Below are 19286 nucleotides of genomic sequence, written 5' to 3'. Positions count from 1 at the left end.
TTATTATATGAGTGGACAATACAGTGTGCTGACTATTTTTCAGCTATCTCTGAAAGTAAGCATCTTAACAGAACCATACTCTGTCATGCATCCGATAATTGATCATACCTCACTTTTAATCGCACCCCATTTGGGAGTACTTTCGCCAGATGAGGTGCTGCAACAATTTTCGCTGGATGATCGATTGAAAGGAATTTCTCTTGAAGAAATTCAACAGTACCTAAAGAATAAACAAGGCGAAAAGGACAATTAACCAGTCATTTACATTAAATAAATCCATAGTGAAACAACAAAAAATAGACTGAATAGACTGGCATCGGCTGCTTGGCTTGATATTTATTGACTTTTTCAGCGGGTCAACCTGGAGCGTGGAACTGGAAAAAGACCTTTCCGTTAAAAACAGGGCGAACACGTAGGTTCGCCCCTACGGCACTCGGGGAGAAAAGAGTCTATTATTTTTCAAACATGTTGGCAAGATTACCCAGTACTGATCCTTCACCAGTACCCTGTCCTCCCTCCTGTGGAGCAGCAGACCAGATTCGTCCAGCCAGCCGGGAAAAGGGCAGGGATTGCAGCCAGACATGGCCGGGACCACGCAGAGTAGCAAAGAAAAAACCCTCACCACCAAATACGGCTGATTTTACATTGCCCACATACTCAATATCATAATTCACATTCCGGGTCAGGGCCACCAGGCAACCCGTGTCCACCCGCAGGCTTTCACCGGCCTGGAGCTCTCGTTCAACAATAGTGCCACCAGCATGGACAAAGCAGAGTCCGTCACCATCCAGCTGTTGCATAATAAATCCTTCTCCACCAAACAGGGCAGCACCTATCTTTTTCTGAAAAGCCACCCCAATGGCTACGCCCTTGGCTGCGCAGAGAAAGGCGTCTTTCTGGCAGATAATCCTGTTGCCGTATTGGCTCAGATCCAAGGGGATAATCTTGCCCGGATAGGGAGAAGCAAAAGCCACCTTGCCTTTGCCTTGGCCCTGAAAGGTGAACATGGTGACAAATAAGCCTTCACCGGTAATTAACCGTTTTCCTGCCCCAAGCATTTTGTCAAAAAAGCCGCCTTGTTGGGATGAGGCCGAGCCATCACCGAAAATGGTGTCCATGTGAATAAAGTCGCTCATGTACATCATGCTGCCTGCCTCAGCCACCACACTTTCCTGTGGATCAAGCTCAACTTCGACAAACTGCATTTCATGACCAAAAATTTCGTAATCAATTTCATGGGACTGTCGTCCGACCATGGGCGGAGGTGTGATGCCTGCTGCACCGGGATTACTCAATTCCTTGACCTGGTCCACTGCTAACCAGTCGTTAAAGCCTTCCCGCCAGACCATAGTCGTCTTGTTGTATTGGCCGGATTGTATTCCGGTGATGAGTTGTTCCTGGGAAAAAGGACCGACTGTTTGTCCATTAACCGCAACATACCAGTTGTACATGATGCCACCTCATGAAGATTTTATTATGCTCAGGGAGTTGGTCTGAGCTGGTAATGTTAAACCTTTTCAGGGTTTTTTGGTGCCGAGTATACACATGTTTGTTGTGTTTGCGTCTGAAAACTGCTGGCTCTTCAACAGAATATCCGCTATTCTTACAGATATGGAAAAAAAAGTCATAAAAAAGATACAAGAGGCTGTTGGGCAGGCGAATTTACTGACAGATGTCGAGGATCGTTCCTGCTATAGTTACGATGCCTCAAGTCAAAATTTCATGCCAGATGCTGTGGCCTTGCCTGAAACCAAAGAGCAGGTTGCGGCCTTGCTTTGTCTTGCTGAAGAGTATGGTTTTCCGGTCATTCCCCGTGGGGCTGGCAGCGGTACCACTGGTGGAGCCTTACCTGTGCAGGGAGGCCTGGTTATTGGGTTCAGTCGGATGAAACGAATCCTGGAAATTGACCCGGATAATATGATTGCAGTGGTGGAACCAGGGGTTGTGACTGGTGAGCTGCAAGCTGCTTTGAAAAAATACGGTTTAATGTATCCCCCGGATCCGGCCAGCTTGAAATTTTGTTCCATTGGCGGCAATGCCGGAGAATGCGCCGGAGGCCCCAGTGCAGTGAAATACGGGGTGACCCGTGATTATATTATCGGCCTTGAGGTGGTGTTGCCTGGAGGGAAGATTATGCGGACAGGGGTGCGCACGGAAAAAGGCGTGGTAGGCTATGACCTGACCCGGCTTTTTATCGGTTCTGAAGGAACCTTGGCTGTTTTTACTCAGCTCATTCTCCGGCTCCTTCCGCTTGCTGAGACCAAGGTGACTTTTTTGCTCAGTTTTTCTTCTCTGGCCCAAGCAACCAGGTTGGTGGCAGAGATCCTGGCTGCTGGCCTGATGCCCTGTACCCTGGAATATATGGATAAAACCGCTGTGCAGGTGGTGCGTGATCAAATAACCTGGCAGCCGCCTGAAAAGACAGCCGCCCTTTTGCTGGTGGAATTTGATGGAGATCAGGCTGAGGTTGCTCAACAGGCGCAAAAATTTGCCGATTTTGTCTGGCAGAAAAAAAACTGCACCTTACGACAGGCAGCGGATGAAGCGGAAATCAAAGAACTCTGGCAGGCCCGATGCTCTATTGCTCCGGCCTGTTTGCATTTGCGCCCTCATAAAATTGCTGAGGATGTGGTGGTGCCCCGTTCCAGCATACCAAAATTAGTTCAATTCACCGAGCAACTGGCCCAGGAGCTGAATCTGATCATTTTGACCTTTGGTCATGCCGGAGACGGGAATATTCATGTGAATATTATGGTGGATAAACAGAACCAGGAAGAATACAATAATGGATGCAAGGCCAAAGAACAGCTCTTTGAACGTGTCCTTGCTCTGGGTGGCACCCTTTCTGGTGAACACGGGGTGGGCATCACTAAGTCATCTTTTCTTGCTCAGGAGCTTGATGCAACAGCCCTTTCTGTGATGAAGCAATTGAAGAAACTTTTTGATCCCCATAATATTTTAAATCCGGGCAAGATTTTTCCTGCTCATTAATACCCCGCCCCTTGGGGCGGAGTCTTTTATTGCTGAACAGGCAGGCTGTTTTGAAACTCAAATTGACACTTACCATCATCAGCCTGCTCTTAATCAGTATGCTGTTGATCAATTTTGTGCTACTCTTATTGTGGAAACACGACGCCTTGCAGCGGGAGGTGAAGTATGATCAGGCTATTCTTTCCCATATTCACTCCTTACTCCTGCAAGACAAGCAAGGGCGTACAGGCAATTTTGATCACCAATTTGCTTTTTCAGAGTATTATGATGCTTCAGAACAAGGGCGATTCTTTTTTTTGCTGCAAGCCGGGAAAAGGGCAGGGCAGGGGGAGGAGGCAGCATCCCGAACAGCGCGAACAACCGGCATGTCTATCAGCGAAGAGAGCAAGATAACAGCATTGCTTGCTGGAGTTGCCAGGAAAGCCCAACATACTGGAAAACCAGTAAGTCGTACTGCATCCGTAAACCCTCATACCCTGTTGTGTAATGATCTTCTGTTGAATGCACAGCCAGTCGTGGACCAGGGAGAAATCATCGGTGCTGTTGCTGTGGTTCGCTCGCTTGATCCCCTTTTCCTGACCCTGTGGCAGAACGAAAAAACATTGCTTGTGTATCTGGTGCTTAATCTGTTGGTACTTGGGGTTATAGCATTTTTCAGGATGTTTAATCTGGTTATCCGGCCAGTGGATCACCTGGTTGGTCTGGCTGATCAATACCGCAATTATGATCCGTTTCAATTTACTCCGGAAAATTCCGGGACAGAGTTTGGGAAATTATCCAAGAGCCTGAACTCTATGCTGGCAAGGATTGAGGATGATCGACAATCTTTGCAACAGACAGTTACAGCCCTGGAAGCGGCAAACCTAACCTTGAAAAAGCAGCAACAGGAGATGGTTCGGGCGGAAAAATTGGCAACAGTGGGGCGAATGGCAGCAGGGTTGGCCCATGAAATTGGCAACCCATTGAGTGTGGTCCAGGGATATGTGGAGATGCTTCTTGCCTCCAAAGAGCAACCTGAGAACCACAGGGATTTTCTTTGTCGCTCTGAGCAGGAACTGCACCGGATTGATACATTGATTCGCCAATTGCTTGATTTTTCCAGGGCTGCCAAGGGAAAGCCGCAGCTTTTTTCATTGCATGAATTATTGCATTCAATTCTGACGATGATCAGGACGCAAACCGCATTTCGGGATATTGCTCTTGCTACAGATTTTGCTGCTGAGAACGACCAATTATATGCTGATAAAGAGCAATTGCGTCAGGTCGTTGTGAACTGTCTGCTCAACAGCGCAGATGCAATACATATGGTTGCTCAAAAGGATGAAAAGGCGAGAAAAGACGGCAGGATATTCATGACAACAGCTGTACAATGCCCACTGTCTCAGGGTGAGCAAAAAGAAGAGATGCAGCAGCTTGTTCTTTGTATCCGCGATAATGGAACAGGAATTGCAACAAAAAACCTTGCCCTTGTGTTTGATCCTTTTTTTACAACAAAAGAACCAGGCAAAGGGACAGGATTAGGCCTGTCAGTTTCCCGTTCTCTTGTGGAAGCAGCTGGCGGTACAATGGAGCTGCGCACTGAAATCGGGCAAGGCAGTACTATGCTGCTCTGTTTTCCTCTTGCTTGTCCAAACAAAGATAATATCCCTGGTTGAGAACAGGTACTGGAATCGTGTATGAATAATGAGAGTGAACAAATAAAAGATGTCCAGCAAGTTCTCATTGTTGATGATGAGGAAAATATGCGCCACATGCTCTCTGCGCTCCTGAGTGGAGAGGGATATCAGGTGAAAACAGCTGCGGACGGTCAGGAGGCTGTGAATCTCTTGGCAAAGAAATCGTTTGCCTTTGTTCTTTGTGATATCAAGATGCCAAAGATGGATGGTTTGGCCTTTCTTAAAGCAGCAAACGCAATTGATCACAGTGCCACCGTGATCATGATGTCTGCTTTTGGCTCAGTGGATACAGCTATTGAGGCCATGAAGCAGGGGGCGTATGATTTTGTTTCCAAACCTTTTAAGAGTGATGAAGTGGTCTTGGTGCTGAAAAAGGCTGAAGAGCGGGAACGGCTCCGTCAGGAGAATATCCGTCTGCAAAGAAAGGTTGTTGAGCTGGAGAAAAAGATCGGCTTTGGGCAGATGATCGGAAAAAGCAAGGCCATGCAAGAGGTCTTTACCTTGGCTGACAAGGTGGCCAGGCATCCGACCACTGTTCTGATAACTGGTGAATCCGGTACAGGCAAGGAATTAGTGGCTGCTGGTATCCACGCAAAAAGTGGCAGGGCAGATCAACCCTTTATTGCAGTGAACTGCGGTGGTGTGCCGGAAAATTTATTGGAAAGTGAATTTTTTGGCTATGTACGAGGGGCCTTTACCGGAGCAGCTCAGGATAAAAAAGGGCTGTTTGAAGAGGCCAATAAAGGAACCTTTTTTCTTGATGAGATTGGGGAGCTTCCTCTGGCTATGCAGGTGAAGTTGTTGCGGGTTTTACAGGAGCAGGAAATTCGGCCTATTGGCTCGGCCCGGAGAAAGAAAATTGATGTTCGTATACTTGCTGCCACAGCCAGGAATGTCAGTGAAGAGGTCGAGCAAGGTCGTTTTCGTGAAGATCTGTTTTATCGGCTCAATGTGATTAATATCCAGGTGCCGCCCCTGCGCAAACGGACTGGGGATATCCCACTGCTCTGTGATTATTTTATCGGAAAATTTATTGAGAATTTAAAGCTTCCGGATATACAAGGAGTCAGTAAGGCAGCCATGCAGTATTTGTTGGCCTATCCCTGGCCTGGTAATGTCCGTGAACTGGAAAATGTGCTGGAGCGGGCTGTGATTTTGGCTGAAGGCGAATATATTGAGCCGAATAATTTTCCTGATGCTATTTATGAAAATTCTTCAGATAATACTGTTGATTTCTTGACAGGTCTGTCTTCTATCAAAGAAGGGAAGAAAAAGGTTGAGGAGCAACTGATCCGCCAGGCCCTTGCGGAGACCGAAGGAAATAAAAGTCAGGCTGCCCAGATTCTTGAGATTAGTTATCCTTCTTTATTGAGCAAAATTAAAGAATATGGAGTGGAGGGCGAACAAGAAGGCGTGGGGGAATAAGAAGGCAGTGTAGGAGTATTAAATAAGTTTACAATTGGCCTGTGGAATGGAAAAAATATACTGAGTCGTTTGCAATTATACGAGTTTTTTCTTTTGGTATCTTGTTAGAATTATTTGATGAGGAGTGTTTTTGTCGCTGATTTTAGAGGATCGGACTGATATTTGCATCAATGCAATTATAGAAATAGGCTGCTGGTACGATGAGCCTGACAATATGAAGTGACTACGACGTGATTATCCAATGAAGATGAGAAGAAAAATAAGCGATTCAAGAGGTTTTTCCTTTTATGAACTGATGATTGTGATCGCAATTATTGGTATACTTTCTGCGATTGCTCTCCCAAGTTTTTTGCGCTCTCTGCCTGAAAAACGCCTGAAAAACGCTGCCAGAAACCTGTATGTAGATTTACAGAAGGCCAGGCTGTTGGCAGTCAAGGAAAATACAAATATAACCTTTACCTTTGATACAGCTGCGGGACAATATATTTTTCCAGACGGCGGGACCATGGTAACTGAATCTTTAACGGATTATGGTGCTGTTCGCTATGGGTGTGATATAGCCACTAATGATTGGAACGGTGATGCTCTTGGTGCTACTACAAAGACGACATTCACTGATGATACAGTGCGTTTTGGCACCACAGGAGCTGTTGAAATGGATGATGGTACCGGTACTTTTCAGCTGCTTACTCAAGAGGAGGGAGCTGCTCTGCAAAGCGAAAACGACCAGACTGTCTGTTATGCGGCCACTGTTTCAAGGTTCGGTTCTGTCAAAATATACAGATACAACGGTTCTGCCTGGGTAGATTAAGGTTGCTCAGCAAGCTGATTTTTCTTGCAAAGGAGGATGTGTTTGTTAGCTCGTAAAAAAAACAGTTTATACTGCTAATTCGACGAGGTGATTTCATGCAGGAATCAGGGGGGAAAAGGAAAGAGGTAGGTGGTTTTTCTTTTGTTGAGCTGATGGTAGTGATTGCTCTTATTGGAATTTTGTCAGCTATAAGTATTCCAAGTTTTTTAAGTGGCTTGCCGGAAAAAAGGTTAAAAGCAGCAGTGCGAAATGTCTATGCGGATTTGCATAAAGCACGATCGCTTGCTGTAAAGAAGAATAAAAAGATAACAGTTCGATTTGATGAAGCTGGCCGTTATTACTATTTTGATGAGGATGAAAGCGGGACTGCCGGAAATAACGAGTGGAATGCTGATGAAGAAGGAGGTAACTTAGCCGATTACGGAGAAGTTATTTTTGGGCAGGGAAAGGCGACAAAAAACTGGAATAAAAAGTTAATAAAAAATGTTGCGTCGTATAAAGGCATTTATTTTAAGGCTGTTGGAACAGCGGATAACGATAGTGTTTATTTACAATATCCAGGAGACGATGTTTGCTATGCGATAACGACAACAAGATACGGAAAAATCCAGATCAGAAGATTTGATGGTGTTTCCTGGGATACTGATTGACGTGGAATGCCGGGCAGACACATAGGTCTGCCCCTACATTTCCACATCTGAAGCAGAAAATTTTATTTGTTGTAGATTATTGTCCAGAAAAAAGCTCTTGTGTCGGTTTGAAAAGGCTGGTATCCGAAAAGGAGAGAGAAAACATGAAGAAAGCACGGTTAGGAGATAACGGATTTACCCTTATCGAGATCATGGTGTCTATGGTCATATCCAGCTTAGTGATAGCAGGAATATACGGTGTGTATACTATTCAGCAAAGAAGTTACACTGTGCAGGAGCAAGTTAGTGAGATGCAACAGCGAATCAGGGGTGCTGTAGATTATATGGCAAGGAATATCAGAATGGCTGGTTATGATCCAAACGGACTTGGATGTGACTCTGATTTAACAACAACAGCTCCTAGTACATTGGAATTTGATATTTGTGATGAAACAGACAAAAGAGAATTCACCATAGCCTATGACAAAACAGAAGGAGACATTAATGTCACAACTGTTTTGAATGGAGGTACTGGTTCAACTATGCCATTGGCAGAAGGTGTTGATGCTTTTTTGTTTAGATATCTTGACAGCCAGGGAAATGTCGCTACTGGTAATAACATTACAGTTGTTGAAATTTCCATGCTGGTGCGCTCCAGTGCCCCGGATTTTAAGCATACAGATACGATGACCTATGTTCCGGGTTCAGGCGATCCAGCAGATTGGAAAAAGGCAACCAATTTTGATAACCCATCAACCAACTCCCCAAACAAAAATTTTCATCGTCGATTGCTTATAACTTCAATTGCAATGCGTAATATGTGATGTGTGAATGCTATGAAGAAGACAAGAAAAAGAATTTCTCAGGATGGTTTTACGCTTATTGAATCTTTAATGGCAATGGCCATATTTACTATTGGTATTCTCGGGCTTTTTGGGATGCAAACCGCAGCTATTAAAGAAAATCTTGCAGCTAACGCTATAACCATTGGTTCAACATGGGCTACTGACAGGGTAGAGCGATTGCTGGCAATGGATTATTCTGATCCGGGCCTTGCTTTGACTGTTGGTACCTGCGCTGATTTGCCGGAAAGTTACACCGATACAGGGTGGTCGGCTGATTCGCCTGTACTGCAGGATTCAGGTAGTACCGGAGGACCGGAATATAGAGTGTATTGGGCAGTTGCCAATGACTGCACACTGACTGACCTTCCTGTGGCGCAGAGACCTAAGTATCTGCGCGTTATCGTCACCAGAGAAGTTGGTACGGGTCAAGAAGACGTGGCGATATTGAACTACATTGTCCAAAATATCTAAGACTGAAGAGAAAAATGCAGAGGCTTGTTATGAAAAAACGAGAAATGTACTCCAGAAATGATGAGGGTTTTGTGATGGTTGCAGCCCTGCTCATTTTGCTTGTTTTGACAGTGATGGGTATTGCTGTTAACAGGAATACAATGACCGAGTGGCGAATAGCGATGAATGACCGTCAGCATAAAGTGGCTTTTTATTCAGCAGATGCGGTGTCAGAGCTGAGCGCAGAGATCCTGGAGCAAAGTATTGCCTGTTTAGGATTGGTCGATGGGGAGCTTTTGGCAGGGTATGATGGGTTCAATGTATATGTAGAGGAGGGTAAAGGAGGGTTCTGGCGTAACTATGCTGAAGATACTGTTCCTGTGCCAAAGGATGATAATGCGACCGGTGATGATGGGCGTGATTTGGTTTTCCCGGCAGTTGTTGTTGGTGGAACATATAGTGCAGAACTTACAAACGCTCAGCCACATGCAAATATTATCATGCGTGGTAATACGCAACTGACTAAAGGAACAGCCATTGAAATGGCGGCAGGTTATGCAGGAGGAGCAGGCAAGAGCCTTGGAAGTGGTGGGGCATCATTAATTTATGATATTAATGTCTATCAGGTAGATAGAAAAAGAAATACCGCTTCTGCTGTTTGTACGAAATATTTACACTCGTTAGGCTCTGAGGGTACGTGTAATTATTGACGAATGATCAAGCGTTTGTACATAAAAAATATTGATGATTGCTGAAATATATATAGAGAGCGGGGTGAGATTATGAAAAGAACAGTTCAAAAGGCATGGCTGGTAGTGATTGGTGCTATGCTGTTATACTGGCTGATACCTGGTATAGGTTTCGCCAATGTATGTAGTCAGGGTACTGGCGTTCCGCCTTTTCTGTCTGCCGGAGCAAAGCCGAATCTGTTAATGGTTCTGGATAACTCAGGTTCCATGCTGGATGCGGCGTATAGTAAATCAGGAACGATTCTAGATGAGAATGGTGATCCCATCAGTAGCTCAGGTGGAGTTGATATGACCTATCAGCGTTGTCTGGATGGGGATTATGATATCAGTGAGTATGATAATCAGGGAAATGAAACGGTGCCGCCGCTTACCACTGTTACTGGCTATGATGACAGTAAAACCTATGGTGGTTATTTCGAAGACGATCAATGGTATCAGTGGAAAGGGAAATCAGGAACCTATGCTTACTCCTCTTGGCAGAGTGGTCAGTCTTATGAGATGGGAGATAGGGTCTTTGATTACGGTAATATCTATGTTGCTATTTCAGCTGGAACTTCTTCCGGGAACTCTATTGATGAAGACGAAGGCGTTGATTGGGATCATCTCTTTTACCTTCCACGCTGGACCAATGGCACCGTGTATGCAGCTGGCGCATTTGTGTGGTATGAAAATCAATTATACTATACCGCAAATGGCGGGACCAGTAGTGATACTGATGATACGGATGGACTCAAGCTGTCAGATGATACAGGGGTAACGGATTGGGTTGAAGTAGATTCAACCTGGATGCCAACATCATATGCAACAGGAGATATTGTTACCTATAATGGTATATATTACCAGGCATTGTCGAGTGTAAGCAGTACTGATGCCAAACCTGGTGAGGATAATGGAGCCAAATGGCAAAGTCTTCGGCAAGGAGCTTTTGAGGAAATTGATCCGGTGGATGCCTGTTCTGGAGCTGCGTCATCAGACACAAAATATAAGCGCACAGATGCTTTATGTCTCAGTATTGATGAAACTGTGACTCCAAACAAGGTGACCACCTTTGCTGCTCGAGGTAATTTCCTCAACTGGGTCATGGCTTCAAAGTTTGATGTGGAAAAGAAGATCCTTACTGGTGGTAAATTTAATTATTATGAGCAGGTTATGGTTGCCGAACATCGGGGCTGTTCCGGTTCACGCTTTCTCAAGCAAGTAAAGCTGGATAGTGGAAAATTCCTTTCTTTAGGTGTTCGTGGTTCTAAATATTCAGCAGACGATGTGTTTATGAGGGATCGTGTTGATACCACTGATGATACTGCTCGATTGGAAATTTTGGCTATTACGGCGGATGGGTTCAAGCCTTCTGCGGAATGTCAGGAGATGATTGATACCATTACAACCAAAGTGTTAAGCGGGGCAAACTGGAGTCAAGCCATTGATACCTGTCTTGATACTTTTCCTGATGCTGATGGAGCGATAGCCCAACAGCGCCCCATGTTGAACCATAGTTTGCAGTTTTGTGCCAGTTTAAGTGGTAATAATACGAGAAATGTCACAACTATTACTAATGAATGTGAAGGTTTATATACGGAAACTAACCAGAGTCCGGCATATGAACCTTCTGAGCTTGAACCGGAAAACGGAGCGTATATCTGCTTTGGAATTTATGATGCGGCTCTCAGTCAGACAGAGAGAGCAGGTTATGTGGGCCGCTGCTGGAAACCTGCCCAGGGGGAACAGAAAACCTGTGAGACCATACCTGCTTCGCTGGAAAATAAATGTTCCGGTGATCCGTGTACATATACGGATAATGGAGAGTTGTATTTAAATGAAACTCCGACAAATGGATCAATTCGATATAACTATAAATGCACCAGTACAAGTGGCCAGCTTGACGAATTTGGTTGTAAAAAACACAATAGTGATGTGGCTGGAGACCGTAGCTACTGGGAACGGCAGTATAAGTGGTATTATCCAGATTTTGGAGTATATATAGGGTCATGCATGGAGGGCGAAGTTGCTGAGGGTGCTACTTCTGCCGATTGGGAAAATGCTGATGACTCTACAGCAGTAGAAGAATGTATTGTTCAGGCAAGTATTGATTACTGTAACGACACTTCAATCCCTGAAGTTATTGACCCTTCAGATCAGGCTGGTGATACAACAACCACATGGAATATTCCCGGTGTATTAACAGATTCTCAAGTTTTGGCTCAACTGGGCGGAACCAATCCGTTGGCAACAATGAAAGGATATATTGCTGAAACGGACAGACCTGAAGGAATTATTCAGTCTGTTGCTCAGGATTTGCGCCTTGGGGCCATGTCGTTCCATAATGTCGGAGCAGCGACTGAATGTAGCGCAGAGTACTTAACCGATGGTATAGAACGTTTTTGTCCTGTGGAAAATAAGGATGGTGCAGAGCTGCTTGTTGCATTAAAAGACGGGGAACTCGTAACTGCAAGTAATGATTCCACGTATGCAAGCGGAAAACGAAGGCATGTTGATGATCTTGCCCAGGCGATCAATGATATCCGTGCCACTTCCTGGACACCTCTTGGCGAGGCTATGTACGGTGCCTTAGGATATTACACCCAGAATGAAGAATTCTGCCTGAATTTTGACAACAACGGCAAGTGTTTGGATTGGTGCCTGGAGACAGATAGTAGCGGCAATTGCACAGATCCTGCTGATGATGATCCGGTTCAGTACTGGTGCCAGGATAACCATATTCTGCTGATTACCGAAGGAGAGTCCACAGCTGATATTAATACGAAAATAACAGCTTTTGCTCCCACTGGAACAGAAGATTATGTCAATACCCGTTCAATAACATGCGAATGTCATCCCGATAATATGGATGCCGGGCAGTGTAAGGATGATGTTTTTACGGGTGATGGCGGAACCACTGATACAGAATGTACAGGGAGCCTGTATAGCAGTACCTATCTGGATGACATGACGTGGTGGGGGCAAAATATTCGCTCTCTTTATAAAGACAGATGCGTTGCAGACCCAGATGGTCGTGAAACAGAAAAAGATAACATCTTTACCCATGTGGTTACAACTGGCAGCTTGACAGAAGGTGGGGACGGAGAGTGCGACCCTGCTACTTTGATGCAGGCAGCAGCAGTTAATGGAGGCACAACAGAGTATTACCCAGGTGAAGATCCAGATGATCTGGAGGATAACCTGATGGCTGTTTTGGATGATATTCTCAGCCGGGCCTCCTCTGGTTCCGCAGCTTCAGTTATTTCCAGCTCCAGAAGTGGTTCAGGTGCTGTGTACCAGGCCGTATTCTGGCCTGAATATGAGTATGAAGATACTGCCGGAGATACACAGCAGATAGCTTGGGTAGGGAATGTTCATTCTCTGTTTATGAGTGCTGAAGGGAAGATGTATGAGGATACTAACCATGATGGTAAGCTGGATGAAACTCAGGATAGGCGAGTCATGTTTTACTTCAGTAATACTGTGAATAAAACCCGTGGATGTTATGATATTAATGAGTTCATTTTAACTGGAACTTGTCCGGATGATTCCGAGCCAGAATGTGATGCAACTCCAACAGATGAGGGGGGTGCAGGACATAGTTGTGCAGAAATTAATGATATTAATTATTTATGGTCTGCAAATAATTATCTGGAGTCCTTGAGTGATGCTGATGTCCATACAGCCCGGAAAATTTTCACCTGGAATGATGCCAATAATGACGGAATGGTTGATGATGCAGAATGGTTCCGGCTTAAGAAGAATGTTGATTGGGACACTTTGAATGGCATTGCAGCGGCCACAGCGGATGATGATGTGGATGGTAACGAACGAGGGCCTGTATCATGGGATTTCCTGACTCCTGGTGACACAAATTTTGTCCGTGATGATGGGGGCACTGATCTTGCGACAATATCAGGCTATGAAAATGATGCCTTGAATGCCCTGATAGGCTGGTTGCACGGCGAAGACCAGGCTAATACCGAGAATTTGGTGGACGGAGACGTGAACTTAAATGACAGGATAGACAAGGAGTTGCGCTCAAGGTACTATGAAAAAAACGGCATAGGGTATACCTGGAGGTTAGGCGATGTTATTCACTCTACCCCGATCGTTGTTTCCAGACCAGCGGAAGCCTATAATTATATATACAGGGATCCCACCTATAATGATTTTGTTAATAAATGGGCCAAGCGACGAAGCGTGGTATATTTTGGGGCCAATGACGGTATGCTTCATGCAGTAAATGCTGGGTTCTATTTTGAAAATGGGAATCAGTTTTGCTGTACTGATGAATTGGACACAGATGGAACCTGTAAGAAGGCCCCATACGAATACACGGATACAACAACTGGAATCACAGTCACCGGGGTCTGCGATGGTGCGCCTGATCTCGGAGAAGAGTTGTGGGCCTATGTCCCGTATAATCTCCAACCACATCTGAAATGTCTGGCAGATGAACTGTATGTGCATAAGTATTTTGTGGACCAGGAACCGCAAATCTTTGATGTGCAGATTTTTGCGGAAGAAGAGGCATGCAAGACTAATGGGTTGGATGATCCGGGATGCATACATCCTGGTGGCTGGGGAACAATATTGGTTGGTGCCATGCGTTTTGGTGGCTCGTCGGTCCTGGCAGAATCCCTTGATGATGATCAGCCGGACAGTATTGATGATAAAAGGGAGTTTATTTCTTCCTTTTTTATCCTTGATATCACTAATCCAGAGGTAGATTTGACCGTTGCTGGAGCTGAACCGCTTTTGCTTGGGGAAATGACCCGAACAACGGAAGACAGTAGCGGTACAGATATATATGCTGATCTGAATTATACAACCGCTGTTCCTGCTATGGTGATTATGCGTGATGGAGGCGAGAATGCAGTTACCTCCAAGTGGTATCTGGCCTTGGGCAATGGTCCCACCGAGCAAAGTGGTAAAAATACAGATCAGGCAAAGATTGCGATTTTTCCTCTTGAACGCCTGAAAGGCGAGATGACCTGGTCAACAACTGCGGGAAGCGGGCCTGGAACAGCAGGCAGACCTGTTGCATATACAGGCAATGGAAAGGGTGCTTTTCGTATTTTGAATCAGGAACCGAGTAATGACGGGTTCTATGAACTGCCAGGAAGATTTTTAATACCCAAGGCTATGGGGGTTGATGATCCGACCAGAGATGAACCCGGATTTATTTCAGATATCATTTCAGTAGACTATAATATTGATATGACAGCACCGGATAACCTTGGAGCCCGATATCGTACTGATGCGATTTATTTCGGAACCACTGACGGCAGTGATTTTGCCCAGTACCTTGATGAGGATGCACCGGATGAGCAGTTCTATTGGAACGGCGGAGGCAGGTTATTTCGTATGGTTACTAAAGTGCTGGATTCAAGCAACGAAGAAATAGCTTCGAAACCTTCGGAATGGGCTGCCAGATGGCCGACAACAGAGCCTTCTGCAACTCAGGACAGTGCTGGTCCTGTTCGTATGCTGCTTGATGTGAAACGACCGATTACAGCTGGTCCATCCATCGGCTATGATGGAGAAAACTATTGGATTTATGCTGGAACAGGTCGTTTCTGGGATGAAATGGATAAAACAGATGATGGTTGGTGTATTGGCGGCTCATCTGATACTGCTTGCTGGGATGCGAATGAATCAACTGATCCGACAAAAGAGAAAAGAGTGCAATCAGCTATGTTTGGTGTGAAGGAGCCAACCGCAGATGCTCGTTCCGGTTCGGATTGGGGCTGGGACGCATCTGTAGAACCGGTACTCACAGAAGCTGATATTGCTTCCATCTGTAAGGAGAAAATCTTTACCTGGCAAACTATTGATTGGGACAGAACCAGTCAGGATAATAAGAGTCTGGCACCAGCAGCAGCACCGGGTAAGCGAGGGTTGATGAGAACCGATGATATCGTGGTCGGGACAGATGCTGATGCAACGCTTGGTTGCTTTCATTGCACAACAAATGTAAGTACCGGAGCCTATGATTGTATCCCTTCATCAATTTGCTTTCCAGACAGCATAAATAACTACATGGAAATGGTTTATGAGGAAAATGATGATCTGAATGGGGCACCCACCTTTTCACGGTTGATAGACTATATAGCTGGTACTGGATGTCAAACCGTGAACCAGGGCCTGGTTGACGATCATGTGATATCACAAGAGTTATATAATACGTTAAAAAGCACGTATCAGGACAAAGTGATTGTAACCGGGCTTGATGGCTGGTATCATGAATTTCATGATCCAAGAGAGCGAAATCTGGGCAAAGCAGCTCTGCTTGGAGGGCTCCTGACCTTTACAAGCTATCAGCCTTTTAATGATAAATGTAAGGCTGAGGGACAGAGTTTCTTGTATGGCCTGCACTATCAGACCGGGACAGCACCGGAGAAATCTGTCTTTGGTACCTTTGATGAGTCAGATGGGTCAATTAAATCGGATAGCTCAGGGTCTCGGGTAAATCCAAAACTCGGCTTGGGACGTGGGTTGTCCACAACGCCAAGTATGCATGTGGGATCTTCTGACGACCATGCAGCTAAGGCATTTATCCAGACCAGTACTGGTGAGATTATAGAAGTAACCCAGGAAGAGTTGCCGTATGGTAATACAAAAAGCGGAAGGCAGGGCTGGACTGATCGATGTGAATAATCTCCTGTAAGGGATTCAATAAGAAATATTCTATTCATTATTTTGAGTGCCGTAGGGGCACGGCGTGCCGTGTCCTTACAGTTCAACTATTTCTTGTCGGATTCCTAATAGGGTAGGGCACGCCCCATGCATTCTTACTCTAAACAAGCCAGCAATTCCAGATCGTTTGGAGTTGCTGGCTGTTTTTTTGCTCTACACCAGCTTATCAAACAGATTGAACAGAATTTTCTTCACCAGGGAAGAGCACTTTTTCCTTGACTTCTATGTGTTCCCGCCTATATTTACCCTCTTTATACGTAATTCTCAGACAGCCTGAGCATTGATAAAAACAGTTACAGGCTACAGTATTTTTAAATCCGATAACAATGGGTAATCCCATAACATTTAACTCAAAGAGGATAGGATTATGTCTCAATTGGTAGCCCCTCACGGCGGAAAAGGTCTTGTTTGCGCTCTGCTGCACGGCAGCGAGCTGGTCGCTGAGCAGGAAAAAGCGGCAGGTTTTAAAAAAGTGCAGGTAAGTGCCCGTGCCAAAGGCGACCTGATCATGATGGGGATCGGTGGTTTCTCTCCGCTGGACGGTTTCATGAACAAGGCTGACTGGAAGGGTGTATGTGAGAATTTTCAGCTGGCTGATGGCACTTTCTGGCCTGTACCCATTACGCTGGATATCTCCAAGGAAGATGCAGATGCCATTGAACTGGGCCAAGAGATTGCACTGGAAGCTGATGGCGAGATCATGGCCACCATGAAGGTCAGCGAGAAGTACGAGATGACCGAGGCTGATAAAAGATGGGAATGTGAAAAAGTCTTCATGGGTGAAGGTGAAGAGTCTGTGGATGGCAACTTCTGGAAGATAGCTCCAGAAGATCATCCTGGCGTTATTATGGTAATGAATCAGAAGGATGTCAATATTGCCGGTCCAGTGAAAGTACTGTCTCAGGGCAGCTATCCGGACGAGTACCCTGGAGTCTATCTGACCCCGGCTGAGACCCGTGCTATGTTTGAAGAGCGTGGATGGTCCAAGGTTGCTGCACTTCAGCTGCGTAACCCCATGCATCGTTCCCATGAATATCTGGCCAAGATCGGCATTGAGGTCTGTGACGGCGTATTGATCCATTCTCTGATCGGTAACCTGAAGCCCGGAGATATTCCGGCTGACACCCGTGTCAAAGCTATTGAGATACTGATTGACAACTATTTTGTGAAAGATAATGTTATCAATGGCGGTTATCCGCTGGATATGCGCTATGCCGGTCCTCGTGAAGGCCTGCTCCATGCCACCTTTCGTCAGAACTACGGTATCACCGATATGCTGATCGGTCGTGACCATGCTGGTGTGGGTGATTTTTATGGCCTGTTTGAGGCCCAGGAAATCTTTGATCGTGTTCCCAAAACCGGTGAGCCGGGTAAAGACCTGCTTTGCCAGCCCATGAAGATTGACTGGACCTTTTACTGCCATAAATGTGATGGTATGGCTTCTCTGCGGACCTGTAATCACACCAAGGATGACCGTGTTATCCTGTCTGGTACCAAGCTCCGAAAGGCACTGTCTGAAGGTGCTGACATCGTGGATCATTTTGGTCGTGACGAGGTTCTGGATCACCTCAAGAAGTATTATGCAAGCCTGACCGAAAAGGTTGAGGTCAAAATGCAGGGTGCAGCTTCCGGCGACTCCATGTAATTTCTGGATAGTTGCGTGTAGGGGCAGACCTGTGTGTCTGCCCGGCATATTATTGTAGGGGCTTGTAGGGGCGAATTTCGTATTCGCCCCTATTTTTTTGCCTTACGCCATTATGCAATGCCTGATACTTCTCTGTCAGCTCATAGAGCTTGTCAAGGTAGTCCTTTTTATGAGAGCCACCCACCGTTAAAACGGTGGGCTATTATCAATCACCCCTCCTGGGCGGAGATACTCGGAAAACAGCGTCCCGGTGGGACTGCCGAAATATGTGATGCTAAAGGCATATGCTAACCGTCTTTTAACAGTTTTCTCCTTGACGCTCTGCGCTGAACCGGCTAAATATCACAAACAACTTTTTGAATGCTTCACAGAGTCCATATGAGAAGAAAATTTTATCGTACTCTTATTATATTTCAAAAAAATATTACAAAATTTCCAGGAGGAAAGTCTTATGACAGTCTATGTTACAGGCCACAAAAATCCAGATACCGATTCAGTCACCGCAGCCATTGCTTATGCTGAGTTGCTCAAGGCCAGTGGAGAAGACGCTATCCCGGCTATGCAGGGAGCAATGAATCCAGAAACGGAAACTGTTCTCAAACGTTTTGGTGTAGCAGCACCAGAGATTATGACAGATGCTGCTGGTAAGACTGTGGCTCTGGTTGATCATAGTGACCTGAACCAGGCTCCTGATAATATCAGTGCAGACAACGTGGTTGCTATTGTGGACCATCATAAGATTGGTGATGTAACCACAAATAATCCGATTTTTTGCTGCGTAAAACCTGTGGGCTGCACCGGGACCGTTCTGAAGCAGCTCTATGATACCGAAGGTGTTGCCGTTGATTCTAAAGTTGCTGGTTTGATGCTTTCTGCTATTCTTAGTGATACGGTCAATTTTAAATCCCCGACCTGTACTGAAGAGGATAAAAAAGCCGTTGCTGAGTTAAAGGCCATTGCTTCAGTTGCTGATACTGATGAGTTGTTTATGGAAATGCTCAAGGCCAAAAGTGCGGTTGACGGCGTTCCTGCCAAGGATCTGCTGAATCGTGATTATAAAGATTTTGACATGAACGGCAACAAGGTCGGTTGTGGGCAACTGGAGCTTGCGACACTGGATCAGATTGCTGATATCCGTGATGATCTGTATAAGGCTATGGAAGAGCAAAAAGCAGCTGGTGGTCACCACACCATCCTGTTGATGCTCACCGATGTAGTGAAAGAAGGCACAGACCTGATGATCCTTTCTGATGATCCTGCTCTTGTTGAAGGTGCCTTTGACGGAAAAATGGAAGGAAACTCCATGTGGGTGGATGGTATGATGAGCCGGAAAAAACAGACTGTACCGAATATGCAAAAGGCATTTGGTTGTTGATTGGCTGCTGAT

General features: G+C 45.5%; 13 protein-coding genes. 12 read left to right on the top strand and 1 reads right to left on the bottom strand.

Annotation, left to right across the window (positions count from 1 at the left end; translation table 11 throughout):
- On the top strand, positions 1–253 hold a 253-nt coding region (locus L2082_RS06450; RefSeq protein ID WP_446011548.1), incomplete at its 5' end, for a hypothetical protein.
- Between the two features lie 199 nt (positions 254–452).
- Here L2082_RS06450 and L2082_RS06445 read toward each other — a convergent pair.
- Positions 453–1451 (bottom strand): TIGR00266 family protein, encoded by a 999-nt coding sequence (locus L2082_RS06445; RefSeq protein WP_446009223.1) that lies wholly within the window; start codon positions 1449–1451, stop codon positions 453–455.
- Between the two features lie 160 nt (positions 1452–1611).
- Here L2082_RS06445 and L2082_RS06440 point away from each other — a divergent pair, with 160 nt between their 5' ends.
- The 11 genes from L2082_RS06440 to L2082_RS06390 all read left to right on the top strand — a co-directional run bounded on the left by L2082_RS06440 (position 1612) and on the right by L2082_RS06390 (position 19274).
- Entirely contained in the window at positions 1612–2991 is a 1380-nt protein-coding gene (locus L2082_RS06440) for an FAD-binding oxidoreductase (RefSeq protein WP_446009224.1), read from the top strand.
- Between the two features lie 50 nt (positions 2992–3041).
- On the top strand, positions 3042–4646 hold the full coding sequence (locus L2082_RS06435) for a sensor histidine kinase (protein ID WP_446009225.1): 1605 nt from the start codon (positions 3042–3044) through the stop codon (positions 4644–4646).
- Between the two features lie 21 nt (positions 4647–4667).
- Entirely contained in the window at positions 4668–6092 is a 1425-nt protein-coding gene (locus L2082_RS06430; RefSeq protein ID WP_446009226.1) for a sigma-54-dependent transcriptional regulator, read from the top strand.
- A gap of 241 nt (positions 6093–6333) precedes the next feature.
- The gene (locus tag L2082_RS06425) at positions 6334–6903 is read left to right on the top strand and encodes a GspH/FimT family pseudopilin (protein WP_446009227.1); all 570 of its coding nucleotides are present in this window, start codon (positions 6334–6336) and stop codon (positions 6901–6903) included.
- A 95-nt stretch (positions 6904–6998) separates the two neighbouring features.
- On the top strand, positions 6999–7553 hold the full coding sequence (locus tag L2082_RS06420; RefSeq protein WP_446009228.1) for a pilus assembly FimT family protein: 555 nt from the start codon (positions 6999–7001) through the stop codon (positions 7551–7553).
- 143 nt (positions 7554–7696) lie between these two features.
- Positions 7697–8356, top strand: a complete 660-nt coding sequence (locus L2082_RS06415) for a prepilin-type N-terminal cleavage/methylation domain-containing protein (RefSeq protein WP_446009229.1) — start codon at positions 7697–7699, stop codon at positions 8354–8356.
- Positions 8357–8368: 12 nt separating this feature from the next.
- Positions 8369–8848 (top strand): type IV pilus modification PilV family protein, encoded by a 480-nt coding sequence (locus L2082_RS06410; protein WP_446009230.1) that lies wholly within the window; start codon positions 8369–8371, stop codon positions 8846–8848.
- A 29-nt stretch (positions 8849–8877) separates the two neighbouring features.
- The gene (locus L2082_RS06405) at positions 8878–9537 is read left to right on the top strand and encodes a PilX N-terminal domain-containing pilus assembly protein (RefSeq protein ID WP_446009231.1); all 660 of its coding nucleotides are present in this window, start codon (positions 8878–8880) and stop codon (positions 9535–9537) included.
- 72 nt (positions 9538–9609) lie between these two features.
- The gene (locus tag L2082_RS06400) at positions 9610–16215 is read left to right on the top strand and encodes a pilus assembly protein (protein ID WP_446011547.1); all 6606 of its coding nucleotides are present in this window, start codon (positions 9610–9612) and stop codon (positions 16213–16215) included.
- A gap of 406 nt (positions 16216–16621) precedes the next feature.
- Positions 16622–17899 carry a sulfate adenylyltransferase gene (sat, locus tag L2082_RS06395; RefSeq protein ID WP_446009792.1) on the top strand — a complete coding sequence of 426 codons (1278 nt, stop codon included), beginning with the start codon at positions 16622–16624 and terminating at the stop codon, positions 17897–17899.
- 451 nt (positions 17900–18350) lie between these two features.
- Positions 18351–19274 carry a manganese-dependent inorganic pyrophosphatase gene (locus L2082_RS06390; protein ID WP_446009793.1) on the top strand — a complete coding sequence of 308 codons (924 nt, stop codon included), beginning with the start codon at positions 18351–18353 and terminating at the stop codon, positions 19272–19274.
- Positions 19275–19286: the final 12 nt, after the last annotated feature.

This window comes from Candidatus Electrothrix sp. (assembly GCF_052785085.1).
The sequence above is the reverse complement of the archived record's forward strand: the minus strand, read 5'-3'. Positions and strand labels throughout refer to the sequence as shown.

Coding starts and splice junctions, on each gene's coding strand:
- L2082_RS06425 (WP_446009227.1), top strand. CDS start 6,334: ATGAAGATGAGAAGAAAAATAAGCGATTCAAGAGGTTTTTCCTTTTAT.
- L2082_RS06410 (WP_446009230.1), top strand. CDS start 8,369: ATGAAGAAGACAAGAAAAAGAATTTCTCAGGATGGTTTTACGCTTATT.
- L2082_RS06390 (WP_446009793.1), top strand. CDS start 18,351: ATGACAGTCTATGTTACAGGCCACAAAAATCCAGATACCGATTCAGTC.
- L2082_RS06445 (WP_446009223.1), bottom strand. CDS start 1,451: ATGTACAACTGGTATGTTGCGGTTAATGGACAAACAGTCGGTCCTTTT.
- L2082_RS06415 (WP_446009229.1), top strand. CDS start 7,697: ATGAAGAAAGCACGGTTAGGAGATAACGGATTTACCCTTATCGAGATC.
- L2082_RS06430 (WP_446009226.1), top strand. CDS start 4,668: ATGAATAATGAGAGTGAACAAATAAAAGATGTCCAGCAAGTTCTCATT.
- L2082_RS06405 (WP_446009231.1), top strand. CDS start 8,878: ATGAAAAAACGAGAAATGTACTCCAGAAATGATGAGGGTTTTGTGATG.
- L2082_RS06440 (WP_446009224.1), top strand. CDS start 1,612: ATGGAAAAAAAAGTCATAAAAAAGATACAAGAGGCTGTTGGGCAGGCG.
- sat (WP_446009792.1), top strand. CDS start 16,622: ATGTCTCAATTGGTAGCCCCTCACGGCGGAAAAGGTCTTGTTTGCGCT.
- L2082_RS06420 (WP_446009228.1), top strand. CDS start 6,999: ATGCAGGAATCAGGGGGGAAAAGGAAAGAGGTAGGTGGTTTTTCTTTT.
- L2082_RS06400 (WP_446011547.1), top strand. CDS start 9,610: ATGAAAAGAACAGTTCAAAAGGCATGGCTGGTAGTGATTGGTGCTATG.